Raw genomic sequence first — 24,695 nt, 5'->3', positions numbered from 1 at the left:
TTGCGAGCGTATTTAAGATGGTGGCGGTGTGTTGATATGCACACTCTGCGAACACTATTTTTCCTGCCAGTTTTTCTCTCAGTCATATTAATCCCTTATTCAGCCATTGCTTCTGAAACCTTTCTGATGCCACTGGGTCCAGTGGCGGAAGAGCAGAAAGTACACTTCTTTTGGGCAATAGCACTTACCATGGTCGCCGTTCTCCCGGTATTTATTTTGGTCCCAGTGATCCTGTTCAAATACCGGAGGAAAAAAGGTCGAGGATTTTACGCGCCAAAATGGGAAACTTATGGCCCGCTGGAAGTGATTATGTGGGGTGTGCCATTTCTGGTCATTATTGTGTTGTCAGTGATGCTCTGGCGTGCAACGGCACGGCTCGATCCCTACAAGGAAATCCAGGGTGTTGTTCCCCCGGTAAAAGTGCAGGTAGTGGGGCTCGACTGGAAATGGTTGTTTATCTATCCGGAGCTGGATATTGCAACAGTCGGTGAATTGGTTGTGCCCGTACACACTCCAGTCTCAATGATATTGACCAGTGATACTGTAATGCAGTCGTTTTTTATTTCTGCACTGGCAGGGCAGATTTATGTGATGCCGGGAATGACCACAAAGCTTAATTTTATTGCATCCAAGACGGGAGAGACGGAGGGAGAGAACACCCAATATACCGGCGATGGTTTTGCTGATCAAAAATTTGTCGTCCGAGTGGTGAATGATGAATCCTTCGAGACTTGGGTCCAAGGTGTGCGAGCTGGAGGGGTTGTCCTAAACGCTGAAAATTATAACCGCCTGGCACAGCGAAATACCAAAAAACAAGCATACAAAGTCTTGGGAAATAGCAAGATGCCAGAAAATACACTGTATTTTAACTTGCCGGGCACAGACCTTTTTCATGAAATAGTAATGCGTTATCACTCCGGTAAACCGCTGAGCATAGAAGAGCAGCCCGGCACCCGAAAATTCGGCCGAGGCGAGGATGATGCCGAGGGAGCGCAGCCATGAACAATTTGGATTACGGTTGGCTGGGTAAGCTCAATTGGGATTCTCTGGTATTTAGCGGGTTTCTTGAGCGGCCCTCAGTCAGTGAGGCCGTTGCCAGTGTGGCGGGCTCGATAGTAATACTGGCAACAGTGGGAATCCTGTTTTTATTGACCTGGTTTAAAGTCTGGGGAACACTCTGGCGGGATTGGTTGACCAGCACTGATCACAAAAGAATCGGCATTATGTATATCGCTTTTGCGATCGTGATGTTGGTTCGAGGGTTGCTGGAGGGGATGGTAATGCGTGCCCAGCAAGCCGCCGCACCGGAAGGCTTCCTCTATGCAGATCACTTTGCCCAGTTGTTCAGTACACACGGCACCATAATGGTGTTTTTTGTGGCAGTTCCGTTTTTGGTGGGCCTTATTAATTTCGCTATGCCGCTGCAAATTGGTGCCCGTGATGTGGCCTTCCCGGTACTTAATCAAATCAGCCTGGCGGTGACAGTTTCCTCCGGTATTTTGTTGATGGTCTCTCTGGTGGTGGGGCAGTTTTCTACTGGGGGGTGGTCGGCTTATCCGCCTTATACGGGGGCGGATTTTAGCCCTGGGGTTGGGCCTGACTACTGGATATGGGCGATCGTATTTTCTGGGGCGGGGACGACATTAACGGGGATTAATTTCACCGTCACCGTGTATAAATGCCGTGGTCCAGGAATGCACCTATTCCGTATGCCACTGTTTTGTTGGACCGTACTCTGTGCCTCCATTCTAATGATTTTCGCAATGCCACCTCTCAGCGTTGCCGCCTTAATGTTGGGCTTGGATCGCTACCTGGATTTCCACTTCTTCACCAATGACCTCGGTGGAAATATGATGAACTATGCCAATTTATTTTGGCTCTTTGGTCACCCTGAGGTCTATCTGTTGGTGCTGCCAGCCTATGGTATTTTTTCCGAGGTCTTTTCCACCTATTCGGCAAAAACCCTGTACGGCTATAAATCCCTGGTGATTGCCACCATGTGTATTGCGATCCTGTCCTTTACTGTGTGGTTACATCACTTTTTTACCATGGGGCAGAGTCCGACGATTAATATTGCCTTTGGTATAGCGACTATGCTGATCGCGGTGCCGACCGGAGTGAAAGTTTACGACTGGATGGCGACCATGTATCGCGGTCGAATACGTTTTACCACTCCAATGGTTTATGCCATCGGATTTTTAATCCTGTTTGTGATTGGTGGCCTCTCCGGCGTTATCCTGGCTAACCCCACTGTCGATTTCCAAGTGCACAATACACTGTTCTTGGTGGCGCATTTCCACAATGTTCTGATACCCGGCGTGTTGTTTGGAATTTTGGCAGGGTACAACTACTGGTTCCCCAAAGCATTTGGTTTCCGCCTTAATGATAAATGGGGTAAACGCTCAGCCTATCTCTGGTTTGCAGGATTTATGGTGACATTCTTCCCGCTCTATGGCGCCGGCTTATTGGGGATGCCAAGACGATCATTCAGCTATGCCGATCTCACATTCAAGCCGTACATGATCGTTGCTTTTATCGGCGCAATGATTGTTCTGGCGGCGTTAATTTCGCTGGTTATTCAATTTATCGTAAGTATCAGGGACCGAAAGAAAACCCAGGTTCCTGTAGGTGATCCTTGGGATGGTCGCTCCCTGGAGTGGAACTCTCCCGCTCCAGTACCGGCTTATAACTTTGTTGAAATACCCAAGGTTACTGATCGGGATGCATTTACTGAGGCTAAGGAGCACGGTGAAGCCTATAAGCGGCCTAAAGTCTATCGAGACATAGAGCTCCCTAAAAATAATCCTCTCGGATTTATTTTGTGCGTTGTCAGTGGAATTTTGATGTTTGCCCTGGTTTGGTACATCTGGTGGCTTGCACTGATCTCCGCATTAACCATTTTGGTTGCAGTTATCGCGGCCACCTTCCGCAAAGAAACGGAATATATTATTCCTGCCAGTCAGTTAGAGAAGGATACGGAAGCTTGGTTGGCCTTGGTCGAGAAGAGCGAGGCAGTGAGCCGGGACCTGGAAGATTCCCCGCGAAATGTCGGCCTTGCGAAGCTGGAGATCTAAATGAATCCCGTCTCTTCACCGAAAAGCCCGGGCAGTATCAATCCCCACGAAGCCATCCACAGAGATCCCGATATGGTGATCTTTGGCTTCTGGGTCTTCATGATGAGCGACCTGATTTTCTTTGGGGTGGTATTTGCGATTTATATCACCATGGTGGGCGCTACCGCCGGAGGGCCGGGCCCGAAGGAACTTTTTGATTTCGGCAGCTTGTTCGCCCAAACGATGCTTCTTCTAACCAGCAGCCTCACTGCGGGTATTGCGACAGTTATTGTTAAGCATGAACGCAGTCGCGCTGCCTTTCTATTTTGGGTGGTGATAACCCTGTTATTGGGTATGGGCTTCCTGGCGTTGGAACTTTACGACTTTGCCGGGATGGCCGAGAAGGGAGGTGTGCCACAGCGCAGTGGATACCTGTCAGCCTTTTTTGGCTTAGTGCCCTTGCACGGTCTCCATGTCACTTTCGGCTGTCTGTGGATGATCGTTTTGATCGTTCAGGTTTTCACTATGGGATTGGGGGATGTCGTAAAGCTGCGCTTTCTGCGCCTGGCATTATTCTGGCATTTCCTCGATTTGATTTGGATCGGAATTTTTTCCGTGGTTTATTTCGGTGGCTGGGTCTATGGCTAAAGAACCGACTTTTGCACAACACCTGCGGCTGTATATCACAGGTTATATCCTGTCTATTGTGCTCACTCTAGCGGCTTTTGCCGCAGTGCTGACGATCGGAAGGGAGAATAAAAGTGTTTTGATTCTAGTTGCGTTACTAGGGGTTGCGCAACTGGTGGTGCAATTAAAATATTTCTTGAACGTAACGACCCAGCGGGACCGGAGGGATAACCTGGCGTTAATCCTTTTCTCTAGCTTAATTCTTTTGATTATTGTGTTGGGTACAGTCTGGATTATGGGGAATCTGGCGGTGCGTATGCATACTACTATGTAGAATTTTACGCTTACGCACCTTTTATAAAGTTAGATAATGACTTTGCTCTTCAGGTTGGATGCTGCTTTTTGCAGGGACTGTAAAACCTTTTCCTTATCGTAATTTCGGATTTTATCCAGGTCTAAATGCATTGAGAATCCGGGGGCATGCTCCTCCAAGTAACTCTGCTGGCCACCCAGGTTCTTACGCAGATCAGTAACCTGGTAAACCTTCACCGGGGTACTAATACCTTTCACAGTGATGTGCCCTTTGTCCCGGCACATTACTGTGTGTTTGATCATGGCCCAGGTCTCGTGGCTAATCAGGATTTCTCCCGGCTGGGCGGCGCCTTCCAATCGAGAGGCGAGATTAACGTGGGTACCCATCACCGTGTAAGACTGGTAGTTGGCGGTACCAAAAATGCCGACAGTACAGTAGCCGGTATTAATACCCATACGAACCTGCAGGGGGCGCGAGATACCTTTGTTATACCATTCCTGCTTCATTTCACGTACGCGTTTACGCATCGCCAGGGCCATAGCTACGCAGCGCAGAGCGTCTGACTTTGGTCCTTTACTCTCATCGTCCCCAAAAACAACCATTACCGCATCGCCGATAAACTTATCGATAGTGCCGCCGTATTGCCCAGCGATGCGTGCCATTTCAGAGAGGTAATTATTGAGCAGCTGGGTAAAGGTCTCTGCCTCTAACTCCTCGGTGAGCTGGCTAAAGTCTTTGATGTCAGAAAAGAAAACGGTGAGGAGCTTTCGCTGGGTCACCAGAGCTTCTTCATCCCCGGTAGTGACAGAGCGCCACAGCTTTTGTGGCAGGTACTTGGAAAGCTTGTAGGAGCGAACCTTGCTAACGCGTTGCTCAACCATCAGGGAGTGATTGGCTTCCTTAAGCTGGCCAATCTGGCGGTGGGTAAAGAATGCATAGGCGCATAAATAGGCCAGAATACAGATCAGGCTCACGGTGCTGATAGTGAGGTCAGCGCTCACTAGCAGAGATGGCTCGTGCATCAGGTACCCGATAACGACCCCAACCAATAAGCCGGTATTGTGCTCAAACCAAGCGCGACCACCGCCGCCCCCAGTGAGGGCATTCAGCTGGACCATGGTAACCAGCAGCAGCGAGGGCAGCATGCTGAAGTCTGCCAGGGATATGGTGATGCCGATCAGTACTGTATCCAGGAAAGAAAGGCAGCGGCGGGTTTTCAGTGCTTTTTTATCGCCAGTTTTGTAGAGGATAAATTGGGCGAGAGCGGTATAAGCAATGATAAAAAGAGCAGATCCGGTAATAACCAGCTTGTCTGATTGCCATGGCGCATCCCAATTCACCGCGTTTGCCAGGGTACCGGCAGCGGCAAATAAAATCAGGGTGCGAAAATAGGTGGAGTAGCGAGGGTTAACATTCCGCCCCGTGCTCTCCTCAAGCTGGTCCTGCATTTGTGTTGTTCTTTGTCCGTTTGAGCAGAAAGTGAACACCTTGCGCGTTGGCGATAGGGTGGCTCCGATTTCCCCATCCACCGTATAGCCACGCCGTGACTCCAGCAGCGCAGTTTACTCTTCCGAGGAACAGAATGCGAAAAAACTGTGCATGCAAGTGATATTTTTCTCGTTGTTGTTGCCAGTGATATTACCGCACCTCCAGCCTCAGAACCTCCCAATTTTCATGGCAGATTTGCAGTTTAGGCAGGGAGGGTACCTTAGGGCTTTGCGTATCAAGGTTTATATAGATAGCGACCACTGACTCTACAGCAGGCCAAGGATTATGACAGGGTGCTTTTCCGACATTATTAACCTAGATCAATCTGAGCTCAGGAATCCGGGCGACTTGTACCAGGTGAAGGGAAAAGGGGGGTGTCAGCAAAAGGCAAGTTTTCCTATAGCTGCTTTAAGGGGGTGGGTATCGGCCTCAGATAAAGCCGGGCTTATATTCACCTTTGAGTCAAGGGGTTACATAAGTTGTACAGCCCATATATTGGAGAACTGGAGGGGCAGAGCAGGCCGGAAAACTAATGCTGGTCGGACTAATATAGAGCCTGGGTCAAACGACTCACAGAGTCTAGCCACCAAACCTGCGATAGCTGAGGGGCTCATTTGAGGGGGCAAATAGCCGTGGTGACTTGTAGCGGATAGTCTGAGCTCCCTCATGATGCCCCGTTTTAACAGCCAGAGAGACTTTTTTCGCATTAGTGCTTGCACAACAAGGAACATTTGGGTAAAGTGCGCGCTCTCTCGACGACACGGCAGCTATCTTCCTGATTTCCTTGAAGATTTCGCTGAAGAGAGAGACCGCTACAACGCGGAGAGCCCTCGCGAAGGGTGACAATTTGGTGAGGTGTCCGAGTGGTCGAAGGAGCACGCCTGGAAAGTGTGTATGTCGCAAGGCATCGAGGGTTCGAATCCCTCCCTCACCGCCATCTTCTAAAAGCCCGGCTTATGCCGGGCTTTTTTGTTTCTGCCTTTCGATTGGTTTCTCTATGTCTTTTTTGGCGATTCTACTCGTCAGCCCAGAGATTTTTGGGCTTTGCTAAGGGGGGATCTCATCTTAGAAGGGTTTGCCAAATACTACTGCGTTTATAATTGACGGGCTGTTAGATTTAAGGGGGTACACAAAGGCCTCTTTACTCATTCTGCTGTAGTATTTTATATAGATCCTCATTTTTGTTGCTATTATCCCTGCTGTCTAAATTGTGGGCTAAGTTGGTTTTGAGGGAATTTTAACTGCGAGTTAGCTCTTCTCCTTGCTTCTGCCTGCAGCTCCACTGTCTACTTTTTAGGGTTAAATTCATACATATTTATATTTTGGCTCTTATTGAGGCAAATTATCTAAATGAAATTTGTACCTGCTGAGTAAAAACTTCTTATTCAACAACCTTCTCTGCTTCCTATTTTTTCTTTCATTTAGAGTGGCTTGTTGGAAGTTTGTGCCGTCGGTCATATAAGTGAGAGTTACACTGCTGGTATCAATCAGCTATAACGCAATAAACAAACCCTAACAGGGACGGGCGCAAAGCTTTTTCCAAACAAAGTTGGCAGTTTGGCGGTGGTGTAGGAGATACTTAGGGTGCCCTCCAATGGTTTATGTAGCCCCCCAGGGAAGCCGCTAGTAGCTGAGCATGAGCACTAAGAAAAAGGTAAGTACACATTCACCCCAGATTCCACTGGAATTTTCTTCGACATTTGGGTAAAGTGCGCACTCTCTTGACGATATAACAGCTATCCTATTGATTTACTTAAGGGTTTTGCTGGAAAGAGAGGCCGCTTTAAGGCGGAATGCCCTCGCAGAGGGTGACAATTTGGTGAGGTGTCCGAGTGGTCGAAGGAGCACGCCTGGAAAGTGTGTATGTCGCAAGGCATCGAGGGTTCGAATCCCTCCCTCACCGCCATCATCTAAAAGCCCGGCTTATGCCGGGCTTTTTTATTTCTGAAGCTTTTGTTCTTTAGTCTTGAGTATCAAAGACCTTAGTTGCCACCGTTTTCTCCTATAGTCGGAGGAGGCTGCGAGGCAGAGACCCTATTTATTACCGCAATACTCATCAAAATTACTGGGAGTGTTAGCAAAGCCAGCCTTCTCTGCAAGTTCCCACGGTCGTTCGCATTCTTTAGTTTTACTACACCAAAGGTAGCCGGCTGAGTTTATACACCCGTGGGCATCCTTGTCTGAACCGACCGGTGTGGTGGGCTTGGGATCCTCTGGAGTATCTGAGGAGCACCCCATCAGGGACGCGACTAGGATAAAAGCGGCGGCTTCTTTGATTTTGAGCATTACAATCACCAGAAAGTTAAGGTTATTGTTAAGTATACGATTTAGTGCAGTACCCTTCACAAGCCGTGCCTAATTGTTACTTCAAGGCCAGTTCAAGTGGGTCTTTTAATATTATTATTAAGTTTGGAAGGGTATGGGGTTGATAAGCCCCTTCAGTCTAGTAGCTTATCTGCAAATCTGGCTATACTTAAAAATCACCCTCTCGACAACTCTCAAAAGTCCTGGTTACTTTAATATCCTGTCTTAGGGCCGTGATATCTCTATCGCAGGAAAAAATAAGTCCGTAAGTAGTAGCGGATTGCCTAAATCTACAGTATTTCATACTGACTTCACCATACTGGCAAGCAGCTTTTCACATGCTCTATAGAGAATAGGTTCTAGCTCTTTTGCTCCAAAAACAGGCCTATGTCTGAGCATCCCTCTTAGGCTGAATACTCCTGAAAAATATTCTCTCCATGGCATTTTCTCTCGAGCCCTATAAGAGGAGTGTGTTTTATTGGAGTCGGCGTAATAGAGTCGAGCTGCGACTTCAATCTTTGGCCGCCAGAATACAGGCATTGCGCCAAATTCTCCAAAGTATGCGGTGTCAAACTCACCCCCTCTTACTTTTAAGACTACAACCTCTAGTGCTAAATCATTGGATTTAAGTTCTATTCGACTCGATATATGTGGTAAGGAGAAAATTTCTACCAGCCTATGACGAATGCCCGCCTCTAAATCTTCGCCCTTAAAAGCCCCCCCAAGCACCAATCTTACTAAATTCATTCTGTGAGACGACAATCATTTTATCCAGATAGACTCGTGGTTTACTCTTTTTAAATAACTTTGAGAACATTCTTACTGTAGCCAGATGTAGGTTTTGTGAGGATGGGTATAAGGGTTAGTGCTAGAGGTGTCGTGTGAAACCAACATCCTGTTAGGCATGGAATGATAGGTTTTCTGTCTGTATTTTGCACTATTATTAATGGCTAATTTGTACCTCCATGGACAAAGAGCCAAATAGATATTGCTTGTCGGGAATCATCTTTCCTCTGCCGCCCATGATGACCGGTTGTAGCATAAGCTTGAATGAATGATGTTAATAAACTAAAGGTATAGTGTTCTTGGAGGATTAGTTACCTATTAGTTTTGGTAACTCTCTCATCGCTTGAAAGGACACTACACCAACTGTATTAGATTCCTCGTTAAGACGATTAAAAAAGTAAGTTTTCATGCCTGCTTCTATACCAGCCTGAACTCCCACTGGTCCATCATCTATAACGGAGCAGTTCTCAGGATGGTAACCCATACTTTTTGCGGCATGTAGGTATATGCCTGGATCAGGCTTCCATATGCCTACTTCATATGAACTGAATAAATTATTTCCGAAATACTTAGATAGCCCACATATATCTAATGCATGCTTGATTTTTTGCAGGGGGCCGCTAGATACTACCGCTTTCTCACCATCAAGTGCCTCAAGAGCGTCTGCTACACCTTCAACAGGTTTTAACTCTCTGGTAAAGATTTTTGTGACTATATCGCGATAAGCTGCAACAAAATTGCTTTTCAGTTTGATATTATTCTCTTCTTCTAATAGGGATAGAATGCTTGCCAGTTTCCAACCTCTGAATTTTATGACCAATTCATCGGCATCTAGTTTTACTCCGTAATTTTCGAACATCATAGCTAAGCCAATACTGGAGAGATGTTCGCTATCGACTAAGGTGCCGTCGTTATCAAAAAGTAGGCATTTACTCACGGACGAAGCTCGTATTGATTTTTTTCATGTTGCGCTATTTTTCCATAGTGCGTTTATATAAATCATATATAAAGCCGCCGCCGCAACAGGCATGAAGTGCCACCAATAAGAGGAGGCGTCCCCTCCGAGGTTGTATTGGTATATAACAATGCCGGTAGCAAGTACGCTTAATGAGGGTAAGAAATACAGGGAGGCCGCAAGTATGAATGATGAGATCTTTGATAAGTTTCTTCTATTATTAATGCCGCCTACAGCAAATACAGCCATCATAAAAAGAAAACTGGAAAATGATAGTTGGAGAAATGAACCAATAACAACCCAAGTTAAAGACATGTTAATCTCTGCTCGTAAAGGCGAGTTTGAGTCCTAAAGCTGCGAAGCTGCCAGCAAAGACTCGTTGGATGATAATGCTAATTTTTTCTGAGTGAATAACATAATTTCGAATGACTGTTGCTAGTAAGCCATAAACAATGAAAACCAGAAAGGTTATAGCCATGAAGGCAAGTCCAAGTATCAGCATACTATCTACGGGGTTCTGTATTTGAGAGGGAATAAACTGGGGTAAGAATGCCAGGAAGAAGATGGTTAGCTTTGGGTTTAAGATATTAATCATAAATCCCTTGAAAGCAATTGAAGTTAAACTCTGTTTCTTTTGATTTTCTTCTAGAGTCAGGGAGCTGCTGGATTTAAGCATTGACCAAGCTAAGTACAGTAAGTACGCGACCCCTGCATATTTTACAAGCTGAAATGCTAATGCACTGGTATGAATGATTACGGACAGCCCCATGATGCAAGCAAGGATAGAGGGGATGGTGCCTAGCGTACAACCTAACGCTGCAGAAATACTTGCCCTTTTACCCTTGAATAGCCCCGCAGCAACTGTATATAGAACTCCCGTTCCCGGTATCAACACAACGATAAAAGAGGTAATCAAAAACTCAATGCTTATCATAAGGACAAGTCCTGACATAAATTATAGATTTAAATGCTGGATTTAGGGATAACCCTTTTGAATGGTGGCCTCTCAATCTTCTTCAATTTTTAAGCTTATACTAGCTATTGGTGTTCCTGGGGGAAGGCCATTAAGCTGTTCATATATCTGCCCAAGCAGATCCAAATGAACTTCCCAAGATATAGATTGATAATTTTCTGTAATGTACTCCCCGCCCATTATCGGTGGTCGGATTGGTGAATAGCAACAACCTTGAGTTAATGGTTGGTCCACTAACTCAAGTAATAATCTATATTTAAACCAGTGGCCCGGAATATCTTTCATTGCTGCTATCATCTCTCGGAATGTACTCCAGGATTTAGCGGCAAGTTCCATTTCTCCTGTGCCAGTATCTAGGAAATATACACGTTCCTTGTTCAGTAGGCCTTCCTTCCTTTTGAAGAATAAATCCCCCATGGAGGTCAGAAGACACATGGAGGCCTTTTTGCCAACTAGCCATCTCCAGCATTCAAGGGCATCTCTTTTTCCTAGATCAGTAACTGGAGCAAAAATATCTACTTCATTATCCATAATGTATTTCTATATGCCTGCGGTAAAATTGCCCAAAACTCATGATTGTTCTTAATCCAAGCCTCTGTCACACATCTATGGCGCTACGTCAAGATTTTTGTGGAGACAGCAGTTCGCTTGCAGATTGAGCGGAGCCGAACTCTTGTTGGCCCTTTCTCCAGAAATAAATGCTGATACAAAAAATAACTACAGGTAAAACCATACCAAATTCATTGAGATACCAACCTGAATCTGTGCTTTGTAGGGTCAATGGATTGAAGAATTTTTGAATAAATGCATTGAGGCTCATGTGGAAAATAACGGCAGGCCAAACACTGTTAGTCTTTAATCTTACGTAAGTCATGATTACTGACATTGACATTAAGCCTAGCGTAAAGAAAAACAACTGATAGCTGAGAGGGGCTGTTTCATTCCCGTAGACACCTGCTACCATCATGGGCCAATGCCAGGCGGCCCATGTAAACCCAGAGGTTAATGCGATCCCTGAGAAGGACATAAGCTTTGAGAGCTCAGGTACAAGCAATCCACGCCATCCAATCTCCTCTCCTAAAACTCCAGGCAGTATCAATATAAAGCTGATACTTGCAGTAATTAAGAATCTAAAGATGATTACACTGGTATCACTCCAGGCATCTACTTTATACCCCTCTCTTAGTGCCGTAACGTATTCTGAGTTATACCACTCCCCGAAACCTAAGATCCACATAATAAGGTAGGCAGCTGCTACATAGCCCAAGGGTACCAAATAGCTTAACCACTGATATTTCCAGCTTCCCCAAGACCATCCTAAGGAGCCCAGACTCTTCTTGAATATCAAGCATGTTGTGACCGTGGCAAGCCCAACAGAAAGCATTAAGGGTACTGCGCTTTCCATGTGAAAAATTAGCCAGTATCCGATAGGGTAGAGGCTCGCTGTGAGAATTAAAAAAACAGCGATAATTTTGATCGAGCTCAGCGATTCTTTCATCTAGATCGTTAACTCCGTGCCATCTTTAAAATGGCTAATCTGCAGTATGTCTATGTGCGAAATAGGATATCTCTTGTACTTTTAATGAGTGGGGATTACAAGAGGCTTAAGGTTTTGAAGGTTGCCCTGCAGAGTACTGTTATTGAGGCTAGGTGAATTTTACACTCTCTAAATTATCTATTCTAAATGTAGAAGGAATAGCTTATTAACTGCTTTTCGAACTCATACCTATTGACCTTTTATTTGGCTTGGCTGCTTTAAGTCTACCAGACGACACATTGCATCTTTTGTAGATTCGATTAACGGTATCCCTTGTGAGATATCCAGAGATATTGATCAATCTTTGTAGGTTTAAAGAGTCTAGCTTTAGGTAGGCCTATTTTGTTTGGTAGTTCGAGGCGCAGCTCGAAGTGTCTTTGTTAACAACCGCTTACTGGGTAGGTATTATTTTTCATGTGGAAGTCAACTTTTGAATGAGAATATATATCCTACCAGCTATGCTTGATCTTTGTTTAAGGGGGTGGTGAAATTGAGGGGATGTAAGTACAGTAGAAGTAGTAAAAAGTTAAACCTTTCTTAAAGGTATAATTTCAGGTGCTTGCTATTTTTAATTTAATATGCACCTCTGTACCAGCTGGATGTAAAATTTTATAATTGTCTCACTGTTAGAGTAGTGCATTCTACTCGTAGCATTACTGTATACAAGTTTATGGATGCCTTCTGATCACTTTAAAGCTCCACTCTCAATTGCTTCATGGAGTTTTTTCTCTATAGTAGACCACAATTTATGACTGCCACCTGCTATTTTTTCTGAGTTGACAGTGAAAACCTGTTCCTTGGAAATATTGTGTTTCTGCCAGCTATGGCCGTTACCATAAATGTTATGTAGTAGTGGAGGTACTCTATCAATCGCTTTTGCAAACTTACCATCAGGTGAAACGCCTTCCTCAAATTCCTCCTATAAAGCTATAAATTCAGCTGAGAGCTTGTCCGGTAATATCGATAGTGTTTGCGCTAGACTTTGGGTCTCACTTAATTGTTGCTCGTCGGTGAGTGGTTGATACACAATTTGATCACCTGCTCCAATTTCACCCAGGTCATGTATCAATAGCATCTTAACAACGCGGCTAATATCAATACGTTCATTGGCGTAGTCTTTGAGCATAAGTGCGATTAAGGAGACATGCCAGCTATGCTCTGCTGAGTTCTCGTAACGATTTATACCGACTGGCTTTGTTTGCCTCAGGACAGCTTTAAGCTTCTCAATTTCGATAACAAATTCTATGATTTTTTCAATATCACTCATTCTACTTCGCTTCTCACGTAGGATCTTCTATTGAAACTGAATTATATAAGTCTTTGTTGGAGTATTTTTAGGCTTTGATATAAAGATATTATATGGTACGCCACAGTTTCCCTCTGGCTGATGCTGATTCAATTGTTTACTGCTTCTTCAGCCCACACAGGAGATCTGAAGTGATTTTTATTTATAGTTTTTTTGTGAAAATTTTTTAGAGTCACTCCTTCTACATTCACGTTAAGATCTAGGGATACATAGCCTTCAGGCATGTATTTATGTACTATAAAATGTGTACCACTTGGGATTATCATGCCTTCGTTAGTCTGTAGCGATTTTGTTAAAGTCCAGACTTCAGATGTACCGGAATCTCGAAAGCTAAGGAAGGTGGTAGTGGAACCTACCCCAAGGAAAAATCCTACGATTAAAGTTGTTATTGTTTTCATGCATTTCGCTATTGCTGTTGAGATGTATTGAATTGTTCTGCTAACGAATTTTATTGGTTTAAGTATATACAGTATCGATAAATTGTCGCTATTTGTATATTTTTACTACTACAGGTTTGCACATGCTAAATAACCCGTATCTCTGTCAGGTTCGATTATTACTTATATCCTCGAATAAATTTTGTGTTAAGAAAAGTGCTTGTTGACGCGCCCTTAAACTACAATCAAAATGCTCCCCCAGCAGTAATTAGCCGCAGTTTAGCTTTATGCGACTTAAGTCTTTATTAATAGTGTCCATGCTGACCCTCAGCGGATGTTATGAAGTAACCCCTCAATCTTATGATCGAAGTGAGTGGTTGCCACGGTGGTCTGATGTCGATGGTGATTGCCAGAATACTCGTCAGGAGCTATTGATCCGTCTCTCTTTGGCTCCTGTTGCCTTCAGCAATGAGAAGAGCTGTACAGTGGTTACAGGCCTGTGGATGGACCCCTATACGGGACAGTTTTTTGAAAAAGCTTCGGATCTGGATGTGGAGCATATAGTACCGCTATCTTGGGCTCATAAGTACGGTGGTGCTAGTTGGAGCCGGGAGCAGCGCAAAGCTTTTGCAGAAGACCCTGCAAATTTGTGGCTGGTTGATGATGGCCACAATCGCAGTAAGGGAGATAAAGGGCCCGATCAGTGGCTGCCGCCCTATAAGCCAGCCCAAGCCATTTATATCCGTCAGTTTGAGGTTGTGGCCCGTAAGTATCGGCTTGGCGACTGAATACGACACTCTACCGTTAGAGCTGACATTGAGCTGATTTTTAAGTAAATCGGCTCCTGATGGAAATCACTGATCTCCTGATTATTTAGATCCTTCACTCCTTGCTCCCCATCCTATTATCTCCTTCGGGTTAGTTGGCAATAGTGATATTTAGCTATCCACCTAACCTACAGGTCCTGGTATGAACGCTAGTCAGAAATGGCATTAATGTACACTTCAGTTAAAGCACTGTGATTTTCTTCTGCTGCTGAATATTCATTTCTGCGATTACTTGCCGCTTAGATAGGGTGGGGTGTTACGAATTTGGCTTCCTTGGGTTACATAATTGAAGCGATATTTACGGGCATTAAATTGAGTTAAAAGATGATAGGGGGGAGCTATGGATAGAGTTGCGGGTATCTCGGCGTTTGGCATGGGGTTAATTTATATTAGTGCTTTTGTATTCTTTGGTGCTTTTTGGTCTTTTCCATCGGATGGGAGCCCCATAGAAAAAATGACATTCTTGGCAGAAAATCAACTGATTTTTAATATTGCCTATACCCTAATGTACTTGGTCTTTGCGATATTACTGGGCTGTGTGGTAGTTAGCTTATATGAAAAGCTAAAAAGTAAGAGGAGGGAGATTGCTGCATTGGCATCCTTGTTTGGAGCAGTCTGGGTGGGCCTTGTCATAGCGAGCGGTATGATCGCAAATATAGGACTCGCCTATGCTTTGGGGCTTATGGAAGTCAGTGTTCAGCAGGCTTTCGATACCTGGGGAATAATATACTTGATGGTTGAAAGTCTTGGTGGTGGCAATGAGTTGGTGGGTGGACTTTGGGTTTTGTTAATTAGTATTGCTGCATTGCAAGCTGGGCTTTTTTCCCGGCCATTAAATTTTATCGGTGTGCTAGTGGGAGTGGCGGGAATTGCGACTATCTATCCGGACGATATCTTTACAGAAATATTCGGAATTTCCCAAATAGTCTGGTTTATTTGGTTAGGTTTCTCTTTGTTAAGGCTGGGTAGGCACAGTCAAAAATGGGAGGCAGCAAACTCTATTCCGACCGCTAATAGCTAAAGGTGTATATAGGTAAAGCCTGCTTCTTCACATGGAATGCGTCTGGACAATAAAGTTTGTATGCAAGTGGGTAAGAAAGTGTTTTTGATTTTCCCCAAAAAATGAAAAATGCGTCTATCCTTTCAATGGGCCAAGCATTCGTTTATTCAGTGTCTTGGCTTGCGTTTCCGCTGTCGTAAGGCTGGTGAATCCGGGGCTATTCCTTGCCTCGCTGTTTGTCGCAGTCATTTTAGTGACTTGCCGGCCAGTCCTCCCCGGCCCGTGGGTAGCGAGCGGATTGCACATTACCTGCAATTGATTCACGGGGTGATAACCCTGGATATTTTGGAGATCTAATTGTGAAAAGTAAGCAGTTCATTCTTCCTTTGGTAATTGCCAGTCTTGCTGCTTCTGCTGCCTTCGCGGATAACCATCCCAAGAAGCCGGCGAAAGACTGGACCTGTGCGGATTTCCTGGCTATCGACGATGAGTTTAAACCTAAAGCAGTTTATTGGGCTGCCGCCTACGCCAAGAAAGGCACGGAAGAGGGGGATATGCTGGATATTGAAGGCACAGAAAAAGTGACGCCGATGGTGATTACCGCCTGCACCAAAGCGCCAAAAGAATCTTTCTGGGCTAAGTTCAAAGATGAGTGGCACAAGGTGGGGATGCACCACAAGAAGGACAAAGCTGAAAAGCAGATGATGAAAATGCAGAAAAAAATGCAGGATGGCACTCAGATGAACAATAGTAATGGTGGCAGTGGCACAAACGGGACTAACCAGTAGGCGCTGTTCGTCAATACTTGCATTGCTATTGTTCTGGGCCCGGCTTGTGCCGGGCTTTGTCTATCCTGAGATGGAGATTCACCAGCGAAATGGTTTCGGTTAGTATTTATGGTGAATGGACGAAAAGTAGGCAAATGGATTTGTGATATGGGAAAGACTGTAAGAAACGAAGCCAGGCGGGGGAGAACAATTAGCCGTTCTACCAGGCTCTTCTGGGGTGGGGTGCTGTTGGCTGGGTTATTCCTGGCGTTGTTTATGCATTCGTCAAAGGCAGTCGTTTGCTAATTTGCCTTGATATGTATGGCGCCCCCGGGTGGACTCGAACCACCAGTCCGGACTTAGGAGGTCCGTGGTTTATCCTGTTAACCGACGGGGGCGGGTGTCAGCACTGCTGAAGAGCGGCGCTATTCTAGCCTGTGGAAAGCCCTGTGTCATGCCATGCTTTTCACCATTAACTCACCTTCCATCAAATCGTACCAAGTTGCTGTGTCACTGAGGGTAACATTGGCGCCACTCGGTTACTGCTATTCCCGTCGTTCCCTTTTCTTAAAATTTTCGAAAAACCTTCATAAATCTGTCTTTTTTCTTCGCTACTTTGACTTCGAAATGGCGGTTTTTGCGGATAGCTTTGTTCGGGGATCAGTTGGAAAGTTTTGACGTAAAAGCCGTATTTCCACTTGATAAATTATTGCTTGACCACGATTGATTGAGCTGGATAACCTGCAATTGCACCCTTGGTGCGATAAGGATATTTCTGCTTTCTCTAATCAAGATTATGGAGTTTCGTATGAGCGGCCACGTTAACGAAAGACGCCTAGATTTTGATAATGTGGGTATTCCACAAATTGCAACTGAAGTGCTGAAGGAAGCTACCTCTCAGCCACCACGCGACGCACGTCGAATGGTAGAAGACAAATTGGAGGAAAAGCGTTTAAGGCGTGAATTAATGGATTATGATTTCGACTAACGAAATATGCTGAAACTTTAACGGCTACGGCCAGCTATGCAGGGTGCAGATAATAAATTAAAGTAATCTAAAAATAGGATTGCTTAAACTGTACTCTGCGTAGTTAATAGATTTTATTGAAAATTTGCCTTTCCTGCCCAAGTCACTTCTATTTTCCCCTGGCTTTTCTCTGTGCTTTTAAATCGTTGGGCTTTGTTTCCCCGTATTGTATTTTCACTAATTAAAGTTGTTAGGTTTATTATTTTTGCAATGGGCGCTATGGAGATAGGGAAGAAGGTGTGTAGGTACAGAGCCCGTAAGGGATGCGGGCTCTATCGTAGGTATTGAGTTGGCTGTAGCTACATATTTTGTGTGGCTGCAGAGTTGCCTCCAAACCAACCCAGCAGACGCTTGAGTTTTGAAGCTAACTTGCCGCGCTTGGCCTTTCTGTTTTTGTCAGCATCGCTGACTAACCAGGCTACCTGGATAACCAATCTTTTACCTTCGAAAGGCAAGTGTCCGTGGAACGAGTTATCGGCTCGCTTAAATGCGGCCAGGGTACCGTACGAAGGTTTTACCTCTGGGGCTGCAGTATCTTCAAAGTTATCGCCGCTTTTTAAGAAACGCAGGCAGCCTGTGCCGTCCAAGGACCACTCCGGGTTCAGGTAGAGCAGGGCGGTAGCAATTTTTGACTGTCCGTCGGTATGGATGCGGCCGTGGCGTTTCTTGAGTGTACGGCTAATGGAAACATAGGTTGGGTATTGAGAAAGATTCTCAATACCCAGGTTGTTGCCAATAGCATCGGCGAATTCTGGAGCCCTAAACTGTTCAATCAGTTCATTTATTGTGGTGCCACAACTGCTTCTATCGTAGGGAAGGTAACCGGCCCCTTTAAGCTTTGGGAAGTCTTTGATAAAGGATGCCATCAGGTTCTCGGCCAGCAAGTTCTTGGCCACGAAGAAAGGAAATGGCTGTTGGTGAATCTGGCTTTCTTGGCCAATTAAAGTAGTAGCGTCGAGCCAGGGATCGATATGGGTGGCGAGATTGTTCATAGACACGCATCCTTACGAGCAGAAGAATTGGCCCTTTTGGGGGTCCAGCTTTATGTCGACTTCTGAGATTACCCACTTCCTTGAGGGTACAGCGAGAAACAGGTACTGAATCTCACGACGGTGTGAAAATACCAAAACTACAATTCAGTGCCAATTTAAATAGCGCTTTTCAGTGTGAATCAGTGGGCATTCTTGCGAAAGATCAAGGGTTGCTAAAATGTTGCTCGCTGAGACAATGCAATTAGCGCTGGTGCCGGTATAATGCCGTTCAGATTTGTCAGAGCGGTTTTATCCTGGAATGTCTGTGACCCCTAAGTCCCAAGTTGTGCTGCAAGTGAGAGATCTCGCCTGCGAAAGGGATGGTCGGCGCTTGTTTGAGGGCCTTCAGTTTTCTCTTCAAGCCGGCGCTGCAATTCAAATCAAAGGCAGTAATGGCGCGGGTAAAACGACCTTGCTGCGCACTTTGATTGGCAGTAGCAGTGATTTCACTGGGGAGATCCTTTGGTGTGATACCGCCTACCCGCAATCGCTCTCGGTGATGCGTGAATCCTTACTATATATCGGGCACAGGGGCGGAGTGCGCAGTGGCCTGACTCCGCTGGAAAACCTCACCTGGTATGGTGCTGACCATGAGGACGCGCTTAATGCGCTCGATAAAGTCGACCTGACCGGCTTTGAGGACAGCTTGTGCCACTCCCTTTCCGCCGGCCAGAATCGCCGGGTTGCCCTAGCGCGATTATTTCTACCTGATTCCCCTCGATTGTGGATACTCGATGAGCCACTGACCGCCCTCGACGTTGTGGGTGTTGCTGCATTGGAAGAGCAAATGGCGGTCCATCTTTATAGCGGTGGTTCAATTCTGCTGACCTCACACCAACCTCTGTCATTAGCCGGACTCAGTGAGGTTAATTTGTCTGACTATTCAGTCTCTGAGCCTTTTGAGGATTTTGGGGGAGAGCATGTCGACAGTTGATGTCCAAACACCGGTGAGCGAAGTGCGCAGTGGCCCTGGTTTTATGGCGCTGTTCCGGATTGAAATGCTCTTGGCGTTGAGAAAACGAGCAGATATTGCCAACCCCTTATTATTTTTTGTGACGGTTTTAGCACTTTTGCCGTTAGGGGTAGGACCTGAGCCCGAACTTCTGGCAAAGATGGCTCCGGGCATGATCTGGGTAATGGCCCTACTGTCCACCATGCTATCCCAGGAAAGCCTTTTTAAAGGTGATTTCGAAGATGGCACCCTGGAGCAGCTCACCCTGTTACCACAACCGCTTTACTTTGCGGTTCTTGCAAAATCCCTGGTGCACTGGATTGCCACAGGCTTGCCGCTGGCATTGCTGTCGCCGCTGCTCGCCTTAATGCTGAATCTGCCCGTGGATGGTTATGTTTGTTTGCTGGCTTCCCTATTGCTGGGAACTGCAAGTTTGAGTTTGATCGGGGCCATTGGTGCAGCACTCACTGTTGCCTTGCGCCGCCCCGGTTTGCTCTTGGCACTAATTGTTATGCCGCTGTATGTGCCCGTGCTAATCTTCGGCACCGGCGCAGTACAGGCGGCAATTGATGGCTATGCCTACAGCGCCCAACTGGCGATATTGGCAGCACTCCTAGCGGCTGCTGCGGCACTGGCGCCACTCGCTGCTGCGGGTGCAATACGTATTAGCCTGGATAATTGATTTGGAGGTCTTTCTTGGCTTGGCAATGGTTTCACCGCCTGGGTTCGCCCCGCTGGTTCTATCAAAAAACTGAAGCCTGGCTGCCCTGGCTGGCGCTGGCTAGTGTTGTATTGCTCGCTGTAGGCAGTGTTTGGGGCCTGGGTTTTGCCCCAGAAGATGCCAAGCAGGGCAATAGTTACCGCATTATCTTTATCCATGTACCCGCCGCCTTCCTGGCCCTGGCCGGTTACTACATTATGGCGATCAGCGGTGCTATCGGCTTGATCTGGAAGATGAAGCTCTCCTTTGCCGTGATGCGCGCTGCCGCGCCGATCGGTGCGGTATTGACCTTTGTCTCGCTATTTACCGGTGCTGTGTGGGGTAAACCTACCTGGGGTGCTTACTGGGTATGGGATGCCCGCATTACTTCAATGCTGATACTCCTGTTTCTCTATGTCGGCGTTATGGCACTTACCCACGCAGTGAACCGGGAGCAGGTCGCCGACAAAGCTTCTGCACTGCTGGCTTTGGTGGGCACCGTGAATATCCCGATTATTTACAAGTCCGTAGACTGGTGGTTTACCTTGCACCAGCCCGCGACCATTCGCCTGACCGAATCCAGCAGTATTGATCCGAGTATGTTCTACCCGCTGCTGACCATGATTATCGGTTTCTACTGTATGTATGCCTGGACCCTGCTGACTCACACCCGCACTCTGCTGCTCAAGCGCGAGATGCGCACCAAGTGGGTACAGGAAGAACTGGCGGGAGGTCGATAAAGTGGAGTTTCAATTTGCCAACCTGGCTGATTTCCTAACGATGGACGGCCACGGTGTATTTGTGTGGGTGTCCTACGCGGTGACTTTCCTGAGTCTCGCGGGGATGGCTCTCTACCCTTACATTGCCCGCCGCGGCCTGAAGGCAGAGCTGGTGCGACAGCAGAAAATTGCCCAGCGCCGCCGCCAGGCAGTGAGTGAGCGCACAGTAACCACAAAGAAAGAAATAGCAGAGGAACCGGCTTAATTTCAATTTGCCGGGTTCCAGCGGATAGGGCGATGGAGAACCTATCAGCGCAATAGAATTAAATAGTTATGGAGTAGGACTTAGACAATGCACCCTGTACGCAAGCAACGCCTGATACTCGTACTTGTCCTGGTGGTATTGTCCAGTGCAGCAGTAGGTTTTGTAGCCTATGCGATGCGCGGCAATATCGATTATTTCTATGCCCCCAAGGCCTTTGCAGCGGGTGAAGTCCCGATGGAAAAGCGGATTCGCGCGGGAGGTTGTGTTGTCCCGGGCAGTGTGCAGCGAGCTACTGGTAGCCTGGAAGTCCAGTTTGTGATTACTGATGGCGAGGCTCAACTCTCCGTAGTCTTCGACAAAATCCTGCCGGACCTATTTGCCGAAGGCGAAGCAGCAGTGATTACCGGCCAGTTGATGCCAAGCGGTGTTCTGCGTGCGGACCAGGTGCTGGCCAAGCACGATGAAACTTATACGCCACCTGAGGTAGCCGACACCATGGTTTCCCATGAAGGTTGTTCCGATGGAGCGAAAATATGATCCCTGAGCTGGGCCATTTTGCGTTAATTGTCGGCTTGCTGCTTTCGGTTGCTCTCGCAACAGTGCCGATGGCCGGTAGCTATTCATCGCGCCCTGTGTGGATGGATGCGGGGCGTCCGCTGGCTCTGGGTATTTTTGCGTTCGTTCTGATCGCTTTTGCCTGCCTGACCACTTCTTTTGTGCAGAGTGATTTCACGGTTAATTACGTAGCACAGAACTCCAACAGTATCCTGCCGGTTTATTACAAAGTTACCGCTGTATGGGGTGGGCATGAGGGCTCCATTCTGTTGTGGCTTTTGATTCAGGCTGGTTGGGCTGCGGCAGTAGCGCTGTTTGGTAAGCAGCTGCCCCCAGAGCTTTCCGCGCGGGTTTTATCCGTACTCGGTTTTGTACTGATCGGGTTTTTCCTGTTTATTCTGTTTACTTCCAACCCATTTGATCGCACCCTGCCATTCCCGCCGATGGAAGGTTCTGACCTGAACCCGCTGTTGCAGGACCCCGGTATGATTTTCCATCCGCCCTTGCTTTATATGGGGTATGTGGGTTTCTCGGTAGCCTTTGCTTTTGCTATTGCGGCATTGCTCGGTGGCCAGCTGGATGCGGTGTGGGCCCGTTGGGCAAGACCCTGGACGGCTGTGGCTTGGGGCTTCCTGACCTTGGGTATTGCCCTGGGTAGCTGGTGGGCTTATTACGAGCTGGGCTGGGGTGGCTGGTGGTTCTGGGACCCGGTTGAGAATGCATCCCTGATGCCTTGGTTGGTAGGGACTGCCTTGATGCACTCTTTGGCGGTAACTGAGAAGCGTGGCCTGTTTAAGAGCTGGACTATCCTGCTGGCGATTTTCGCTTTCAGTCTCAGCCTGCTCGGCACCTTCCTGGTGCGCTCAGGGGTGATTACCTCGGTGCATGCATTTGCTACTGACCCACTGCGAGGCAGCTTTATTCTTGGCTTCCTGGCTGTAATTGTCGGCACTTCGCTGCTGTTATTTGCCCTGCGCGCACCGACAGTCAGCGCCCGTAGCGTTTTCTCTTTCCGCTCTTTGGAAACCTTCCTGCTTGGCAATAACATTCTGTTGATGCTGATTATGGGCATGGTTTTGACCGGTACTCTTTACCCGCTTCTGGCCGACGCCATGAACTGGGGCAAGGTGAGTGTGGGTCCGCCCTTCTTTAATCTTTTCTTCGTGCCACTGATGGTTGTTCTCTGCCTGCTGGTGGGGATGGGCGTGCGCGCCAACTGGAAAGACAGCCGCTGGGACAAACTCCTGAGCGCATGGCGTTTGCCATTTGTCGCTTCGTTGGTAGTTGCGTTGCTGTGGACCCTGGCCCTGGGAGATTTCCATTGGGGAGCGGCGCTGGGAATCTTTATTGGTATCTGGGTCTTTGCTTCCAGCATCGCTGATATCGTGGCTAAAACCCGCAACTCCAGCTCATTCTTTGCCGGCCTTAAGCGTCAGAGAGCCAGTTACTACGGGATGCATATCGCACATATCGGCCTGGCAGTTTCGGTGTTGGGGGTAGTACTGACCACCGTTTACAGTATTGAGGAAGATGTGCGTATGGGTGCTGGGGACAGTTTCCAGGTTTCCGGTTACGACTTCAAATTTGACGGTGTTCGTATGGTTCAGGGGCCTAATTACCGAGCCTTTGAAGGTGTATTGCATGTCAGCAAGGACGGGAAGCCGGTTGCAGAGCTGCATCCCCAGAAACGCAATTACCTCTCTGGTGGCAACACCATGACAGAGGCGGCGATCGATACCGGACTCTTCCGCGATATTTATGTGGCCCTCGGTGAGCCGATGGACAGGTCTAACCCAAGCGGTGATTGGGCTGTGCGACTTCAGTACAAAGCCTTTGTGGTATGGATTTGGTTGGGCTCGCTTTTGATGGCGATTGGTGGAGCTATTGCTGTAGCGGATAAGCGCTATCGCAAAGCGAAAGCCGCTAAACCTGTAGATATAGAAGTTACAGGCAATGTTGCTACGGCGTAATAGTTGGAAAGGATAATGTCTAGACTCAAACTCTTTTTGCCCCTGGTAATATTTGTCGTGCTGGCCTTGTTATTTTGGCGGGGCCTCTACCTGGACCCACAGGAAATGCCGTCGGCCCTGCTGAATAAACCTGTGCCGGAATTCTCTTTGCAAAAAGTGGCGGATAACAGCCAAATTGTAGAGAAGAAAGATCTTCCCAATGGCCCGCATTTGATGAATGTGTGGGCCACTTGGTGTGTAGCTTGCCGGGTAGAGCACCCCTATTTGAATGCTCTGGCTGAGCAGGGTGTGCCGATCGTTGGCGTTAACCTCAAAGATGAGGATGAGGCAGCAATCAAGTGGTTGGAGAAATTCCACAATCCCTACTTGTATAGCCTCGCCGATAGAGATGGCCGTTTGGCTCTGGACCTCGGTGTTTTCGGTGCGCCGGAAACTTTCCTGGTGGATTCCGAAGGGACTATTCGCTGCAAACACGTTGGCGTTGTCGACAATAAAGTCTGGCAGACCAAGCTCCAGCCCTTGTACGAAAAATTAAAAAACCAGCGCTGGGACGATATTGTCGGTGAGTTATCAGATTCCCTCATCTCCCGTTGTCAGTGAGACAGAAGAAAAGAAGAGCCGTTTTATTTGTTGGCTGGGGCCAGTAGAGAATAAAGCGGCTTTTCAACAACAGCTGGATACTGTCCGCGCTCAATATCCCGATGCAAGCCACCACTGTACCGCGTTGGTGATCGGCAACCCTTCCAACCCGGAAGTAATGCAAGCAGATGACGACGGCGAGCCCGGTGGTAGCGCGGGGCGACCAATGCTGGAATTGCTGTTGAAACAGGGTGTCGGTAATGTGGGCGCTATAGTGACCCGCTATTTTGGTGGTACCAAGCTTGGGGTGGGTGGCTTGATGCGCGCCTATCGCGGTGCGGTAGGTGCAGCGCTGCAAGATATTCCTTTACAGCCTTTTATTCCCCTGCTGCATGTTTCGGTTTGCTGTGATTTTTCCCAGGAAGCCCGCCTGCGCTTTTTGGTGGGACGTCACCAGGGGAGTTGTGGGCAGGCGGAATATGCCAGTGATGTCACTGTGCCAGTTTCACTCCCCCAGGATCAGTGGTCGCAATTGCAGGCGCAACTATTGGCAGAGGGCTTTCAGCTTCTCGATGATCAATAGT

At 47.2% G+C, this 24,695-nt stretch carries 27 protein-coding genes, 3 tRNA genes and 1 pseudogene; 19 read left to right on the top strand and 12 right to left on the bottom strand.

Translation table 11 applies throughout. The features are described from left to right. Positions 1-36: 36 nt before the first annotated feature. From ACJJIS_RS13985 to cyoD, 4 genes are read left to right on the top strand one after another with little or no spacing between them, the layout of a single operon-like run. Positions 37-1,002 (top strand): cytochrome c oxidase subunit II, encoded by a 966-nt coding sequence (locus ACJJIS_RS13985; RefSeq protein ID WP_444932707.1) that lies wholly within the window; start codon positions 37-39, stop codon positions 1,000-1,002. Then, positions 999-3,074 (top strand): cbb3-type cytochrome c oxidase subunit I, encoded by a 2,076-nt coding sequence (locus ACJJIS_RS13980; RefSeq protein WP_413665088.1) that lies wholly within the window; start codon positions 999-1,001, stop codon positions 3,072-3,074. Before ACJJIS_RS13985 ends, ACJJIS_RS13980 begins: the two co-directional genes overlap by 4 nt. Beyond that, on the top strand, positions 3,075-3,701 hold the full coding sequence (locus ACJJIS_RS13975; RefSeq protein ID WP_444894403.1) for a cytochrome c oxidase subunit 3: 627 nt from the start codon (positions 3,075-3,077) through the stop codon (positions 3,699-3,701). It begins immediately after the preceding gene. Then, on the top strand, positions 3,694-4,014 hold the full coding sequence (cyoD, locus tag ACJJIS_RS13970; protein ID WP_444912603.1) for a cytochrome o ubiquinol oxidase subunit IV: 321 nt from the start codon (positions 3,694-3,696) through the stop codon (positions 4,012-4,014). Before ACJJIS_RS13975 ends, cyoD begins: the two co-directional genes overlap by 8 nt. Positions 4,015-4,043: 29 nt before the next feature. On the opposite strand, the gene ACJJIS_RS13965 is transcribed toward cyoD, so the two are convergent. Further along, positions 4,044-5,441 (bottom strand): adenylate/guanylate cyclase domain-containing protein, encoded by a 1,398-nt coding sequence (locus tag ACJJIS_RS13965; protein WP_282933535.1) that lies wholly within the window; start codon positions 5,439-5,441, stop codon positions 4,044-4,046. 889 nt (positions 5,442-6,330) lie between these two features. Here ACJJIS_RS13965 and ACJJIS_RS13960 point away from each other — a divergent pair. Further along, positions 6,331-6,418: transfer RNA gene (locus ACJJIS_RS13960), tRNA-Ser, on the top strand. An 881-nt stretch (positions 6,419-7,299) separates the two neighbouring features. Then, a tRNA-Ser gene (locus ACJJIS_RS13955) sits at positions 7,300-7,387 on the top strand. Positions 7,388-7,515: 128 nt separating this feature from the next. On the opposite strand, the gene ACJJIS_RS13950 is transcribed toward ACJJIS_RS13955, so the two are convergent. The 9 genes and pseudogenes from ACJJIS_RS13950 to ACJJIS_RS13910 form a co-directional block, all read right to left on the bottom strand. After that, positions 7,516-7,767, bottom strand: a complete 252-nt coding sequence (locus ACJJIS_RS13950) for a hypothetical protein (protein WP_444896630.1) — start codon at positions 7,765-7,767, stop codon at positions 7,516-7,518. 318 nt (positions 7,768-8,085) lie between these two features. Next, entirely contained in the window at positions 8,086-8,532 is a 447-nt protein-coding gene (locus ACJJIS_RS13945; protein ID WP_475708354.1) for a hypothetical protein, read from the bottom strand. Between the two features lie 346 nt (positions 8,533-8,878). Then, positions 8,879-9,508, bottom strand: coding sequence for an HAD-IA family hydrolase (locus tag ACJJIS_RS13940; RefSeq protein WP_475708353.1), 630 nt, complete (start codon positions 9,506-9,508; stop codon positions 8,879-8,881). A 24-nt stretch (positions 9,509-9,532) separates the two neighbouring features. After that, a complete protein-coding gene (locus ACJJIS_RS13935) occupies positions 9,533-9,841 on the bottom strand; it encodes a hypothetical protein (RefSeq protein ID WP_444905831.1) in 309 nt (102 codons plus the stop codon). Between the two features lies 1 nt (position 9,842). Then, on the bottom strand, positions 9,843-10,460 hold the full coding sequence (locus ACJJIS_RS13930; RefSeq protein WP_475708352.1) for a LysE family translocator: 618 nt from the start codon (positions 10,458-10,460) through the stop codon (positions 9,843-9,845). A 72-nt stretch (positions 10,461-10,532) separates the two neighbouring features. Beyond that, positions 10,533-11,030, bottom strand: coding sequence for a hypothetical protein (locus ACJJIS_RS13925; protein ID WP_475708351.1), 498 nt, complete (start codon positions 11,028-11,030; stop codon positions 10,533-10,535). An 88-nt stretch (positions 11,031-11,118) separates the two neighbouring features. Next, positions 11,119-11,997, bottom strand: a complete 879-nt coding sequence (locus tag ACJJIS_RS13920) for a CPBP family intramembrane glutamic endopeptidase (protein WP_444932710.1) — start codon at positions 11,995-11,997, stop codon at positions 11,119-11,121. A gap of 724 nt (positions 11,998-12,721) precedes the next feature. Beyond that, a pseudogene (locus ACJJIS_RS13915) lies at positions 12,722-13,303 on the bottom strand (HD domain-containing protein). Positions 13,304-13,431: 128 nt separating this feature from the next. Further along, on the bottom strand, positions 13,432-13,740 hold the full coding sequence (locus ACJJIS_RS13910; RefSeq protein WP_444896638.1) for a hypothetical protein: 309 nt from the start codon (positions 13,738-13,740) through the stop codon (positions 13,432-13,434). A gap of 266 nt (positions 13,741-14,006) precedes the next feature. Between ACJJIS_RS13910 and ACJJIS_RS13905 the strand changes: the two genes are divergently transcribed. The 4 genes from ACJJIS_RS13905 to hdeA all read left to right on the top strand — a co-directional run bounded on the left by ACJJIS_RS13905 (position 14,007) and on the right by hdeA (position 16,334). Next, positions 14,007-14,507 (top strand): HNH endonuclease family protein, encoded by a 501-nt coding sequence (locus ACJJIS_RS13905; RefSeq protein ID WP_444916052.1) that lies wholly within the window; start codon positions 14,007-14,009, stop codon positions 14,505-14,507. Positions 14,508-14,886: 379 nt separating this feature from the next. Beyond that, positions 14,887-15,567 carry a hypothetical protein gene (locus ACJJIS_RS13900; RefSeq protein ID WP_444959462.1) on the top strand — a complete coding sequence of 227 codons (681 nt, stop codon included), beginning with the start codon at positions 14,887-14,889 and terminating at the stop codon, positions 15,565-15,567. A gap of 108 nt (positions 15,568-15,675) precedes the next feature. Beyond that, positions 15,676-15,903: a hypothetical protein gene (locus tag ACJJIS_RS13895; RefSeq protein WP_444932712.1), complete on the top strand. Its 228-nt coding sequence runs from the start codon at positions 15,676-15,678 to the stop codon at positions 15,901-15,903. 2 nt (positions 15,904-15,905) lie between these two features. Further along, positions 15,906-16,334, top strand: a complete 429-nt coding sequence (hdeA, locus tag ACJJIS_RS13890) for an acid-activated periplasmic chaperone HdeA (protein ID WP_282933522.1) — start codon at positions 15,906-15,908, stop codon at positions 16,332-16,334. 301 nt (positions 16,335-16,635) lie between these two features. Here the strand turns inward: hdeA and ACJJIS_RS13885 are convergent. Continuing rightward, positions 16,636-16,711: transfer RNA gene (locus tag ACJJIS_RS13885), tRNA-Arg, on the bottom strand. A gap of 410 nt (positions 16,712-17,121) precedes the next feature. On the opposite strand from ACJJIS_RS13885, the gene ACJJIS_RS13880 reads away from it, so the two are divergent. Beyond that, positions 17,122-17,301, top strand: a complete 180-nt coding sequence (locus ACJJIS_RS13880; protein WP_108735213.1) for a PA3496 family putative envelope integrity protein — start codon at positions 17,122-17,124, stop codon at positions 17,299-17,301. A gap of 338 nt (positions 17,302-17,639) precedes the next feature. Here ACJJIS_RS13880 and ACJJIS_RS13875 read toward each other — a convergent pair whose 3' ends face one another. Next, the gene (locus tag ACJJIS_RS13875; protein WP_413665103.1) at positions 17,640-18,332 is read right to left on the bottom strand and encodes a 2OG-Fe(II) oxygenase; all 693 of its coding nucleotides are present in this window, start codon (positions 18,330-18,332) and stop codon (positions 17,640-17,642) included. A gap of 304 nt (positions 18,333-18,636) precedes the next feature. Here ACJJIS_RS13875 and ccmA point away from each other — a divergent pair, with 304 nt between their 5' ends. The 8 genes from ccmA (at position 18,637) to ACJJIS_RS13835 (ending at position 24,694) form a co-directional block, all read left to right on the top strand. Further along, positions 18,637-19,305 carry a cytochrome c biogenesis heme-transporting ATPase CcmA gene (gene ccmA / locus ACJJIS_RS13870; RefSeq protein ID WP_445364773.1) on the top strand — a complete coding sequence of 223 codons (669 nt, stop codon included), beginning with the start codon at positions 18,637-18,639 and terminating at the stop codon, positions 19,303-19,305. Then, positions 19,292-20,005, top strand: coding sequence for a heme exporter protein CcmB (gene ccmB / locus ACJJIS_RS13865; protein ID WP_444932714.1), 714 nt, complete (start codon positions 19,292-19,294; stop codon positions 20,003-20,005). The genes ccmA and ccmB overlap by 14 nt, the downstream gene beginning before the upstream one ends. 14 nt (positions 20,006-20,019) lie before the next feature. Next, complete coding sequence (locus tag ACJJIS_RS13860) at positions 20,020-20,763, top strand: heme ABC transporter permease (protein WP_282933518.1); 744 nt, start codon at positions 20,020-20,022, stop codon at positions 20,761-20,763. Between the two features lies 1 nt (position 20,764). Beyond that, the gene (ccmD, locus tag ACJJIS_RS13855) at positions 20,765-21,007 is read left to right on the top strand and encodes a heme exporter protein CcmD (protein WP_444896642.1); all 243 of its coding nucleotides are present in this window, start codon (positions 20,765-20,767) and stop codon (positions 21,005-21,007) included. A gap of 87 nt (positions 21,008-21,094) precedes the next feature. Beyond that, entirely contained in the window at positions 21,095-21,544 is a 450-nt protein-coding gene (locus ACJJIS_RS13850) for a cytochrome c maturation protein CcmE (RefSeq protein ID WP_444932715.1), read from the top strand. Next, complete coding sequence (locus tag ACJJIS_RS13845; protein ID WP_444912612.1) at positions 21,541-23,532, top strand: heme lyase CcmF/NrfE family subunit; 1,992 nt, start codon at positions 21,541-21,543, stop codon at positions 23,530-23,532. The genes ACJJIS_RS13850 and ACJJIS_RS13845 overlap by 4 nt, the downstream gene beginning before the upstream one ends. Positions 23,533-23,547: 15 nt before the next feature. Beyond that, entirely contained in the window at positions 23,548-24,132 is a 585-nt protein-coding gene (locus ACJJIS_RS13840; RefSeq protein WP_475708350.1) for a DsbE family thiol:disulfide interchange protein, read from the top strand. Continuing rightward, positions 24,095-24,694, top strand: coding sequence for an IMPACT family protein (locus ACJJIS_RS13835; RefSeq protein WP_413665109.1), 600 nt, complete (start codon positions 24,095-24,097; stop codon positions 24,692-24,694). Before ACJJIS_RS13840 ends, ACJJIS_RS13835 begins: the two co-directional genes overlap by 38 nt. Position 24,695: the final 1 nt, after the last annotated feature.

It is taken from the genome of Microbulbifer maximicatervae (SeqCode) (assembly GCF_056231245.1).
This window is presented reverse-complemented; position numbering and strand designations above follow the sequence as displayed.

Bases quoted from the DNA above. Each gene is read 5' to 3' on its own strand.
- ACJJIS_RS13950 (WP_444896630.1), bottom strand. From the start codon at position 7,767: ATGCTCAAAATCAAAGAAGCCGCCGCTTTTATCCTAGTCGCGTCCCTG.
- ACJJIS_RS13975 (WP_444894403.1), top strand. From the start codon at position 3,075: ATGAATCCCGTCTCTTCACCGAAAAGCCCGGGCAGTATCAATCCCCAC.
- ACJJIS_RS13905 (WP_444916052.1), top strand. From the start codon at position 14,007: ATGCGACTTAAGTCTTTATTAATAGTGTCCATGCTGACCCTCAGCGGA.
- ACJJIS_RS13920 (WP_444932710.1), bottom strand. From the start codon at position 11,997: ATGAAAGAATCGCTGAGCTCGATCAAAATTATCGCTGTTTTTTTAATT.
- ACJJIS_RS13985 (WP_444932707.1), top strand. From the start codon at position 37: ATGCACACTCTGCGAACACTATTTTTCCTGCCAGTTTTTCTCTCAGTC.
- ccmB (WP_444932714.1), top strand. From the start codon at position 19,292: ATGTCGACAGTTGATGTCCAAACACCGGTGAGCGAAGTGCGCAGTGGC.
- ACJJIS_RS13910 (WP_444896638.1), bottom strand. From the start codon at position 13,740: ATGAAAACAATAACAACTTTAATCGTAGGATTTTTCCTTGGGGTAGGT.
- ACJJIS_RS13850 (WP_444932715.1), top strand. From the start codon at position 21,095: ATGCACCCTGTACGCAAGCAACGCCTGATACTCGTACTTGTCCTGGTG.
- ACJJIS_RS13875 (WP_413665103.1), bottom strand. From the start codon at position 18,332: ATGAACAATCTCGCCACCCATATCGATCCCTGGCTCGACGCTACTACT.
- ACJJIS_RS13925 (WP_475708351.1), bottom strand. From the start codon at position 11,030: ATGGATAATGAAGTAGATATTTTTGCTCCAGTTACTGATCTAGGAAAA.
- ACJJIS_RS13880 (WP_108735213.1), top strand. From the start codon at position 17,122: ATGAGCGGCCACGTTAACGAAAGACGCCTAGATTTTGATAATGTGGGT.
- ACJJIS_RS13965 (WP_282933535.1), bottom strand. From the start codon at position 5,441: ATGCAGGACCAGCTTGAGGAGAGCACGGGGCGGAATGTTAACCCTCGC.
- ACJJIS_RS13900 (WP_444959462.1), top strand. From the start codon at position 14,887: ATGGATAGAGTTGCGGGTATCTCGGCGTTTGGCATGGGGTTAATTTAT.
- ACJJIS_RS13895 (WP_444932712.1), top strand. From the start codon at position 15,676: ATGCGTCTATCCTTTCAATGGGCCAAGCATTCGTTTATTCAGTGTCTT.
- ACJJIS_RS13935 (WP_444905831.1), bottom strand. From the start codon at position 9,841: ATGTCTTTAACTTGGGTTGTTATTGGTTCATTTCTCCAACTATCATTT.
- cyoD (WP_444912603.1), top strand. From the start codon at position 3,694: ATGGCTAAAGAACCGACTTTTGCACAACACCTGCGGCTGTATATCACA.
- ACJJIS_RS13945 (WP_475708354.1), bottom strand. From the start codon at position 8,532: ATGAATTTAGTAAGATTGGTGCTTGGGGGGGCTTTTAAGGGCGAAGAT.
- ACJJIS_RS13845 (WP_444912612.1), top strand. From the start codon at position 21,541: ATGATCCCTGAGCTGGGCCATTTTGCGTTAATTGTCGGCTTGCTGCTT.
- ACJJIS_RS13980 (WP_413665088.1), top strand. From the start codon at position 999: ATGAACAATTTGGATTACGGTTGGCTGGGTAAGCTCAATTGGGATTCT.
- ACJJIS_RS13930 (WP_475708352.1), bottom strand. From the start codon at position 10,460: ATGATAAGCATTGAGTTTTTGATTACCTCTTTTATCGTTGTGTTGATA.
- ACJJIS_RS13840 (WP_475708350.1), top strand. From the start codon at position 23,548: ATGTCTAGACTCAAACTCTTTTTGCCCCTGGTAATATTTGTCGTGCTG.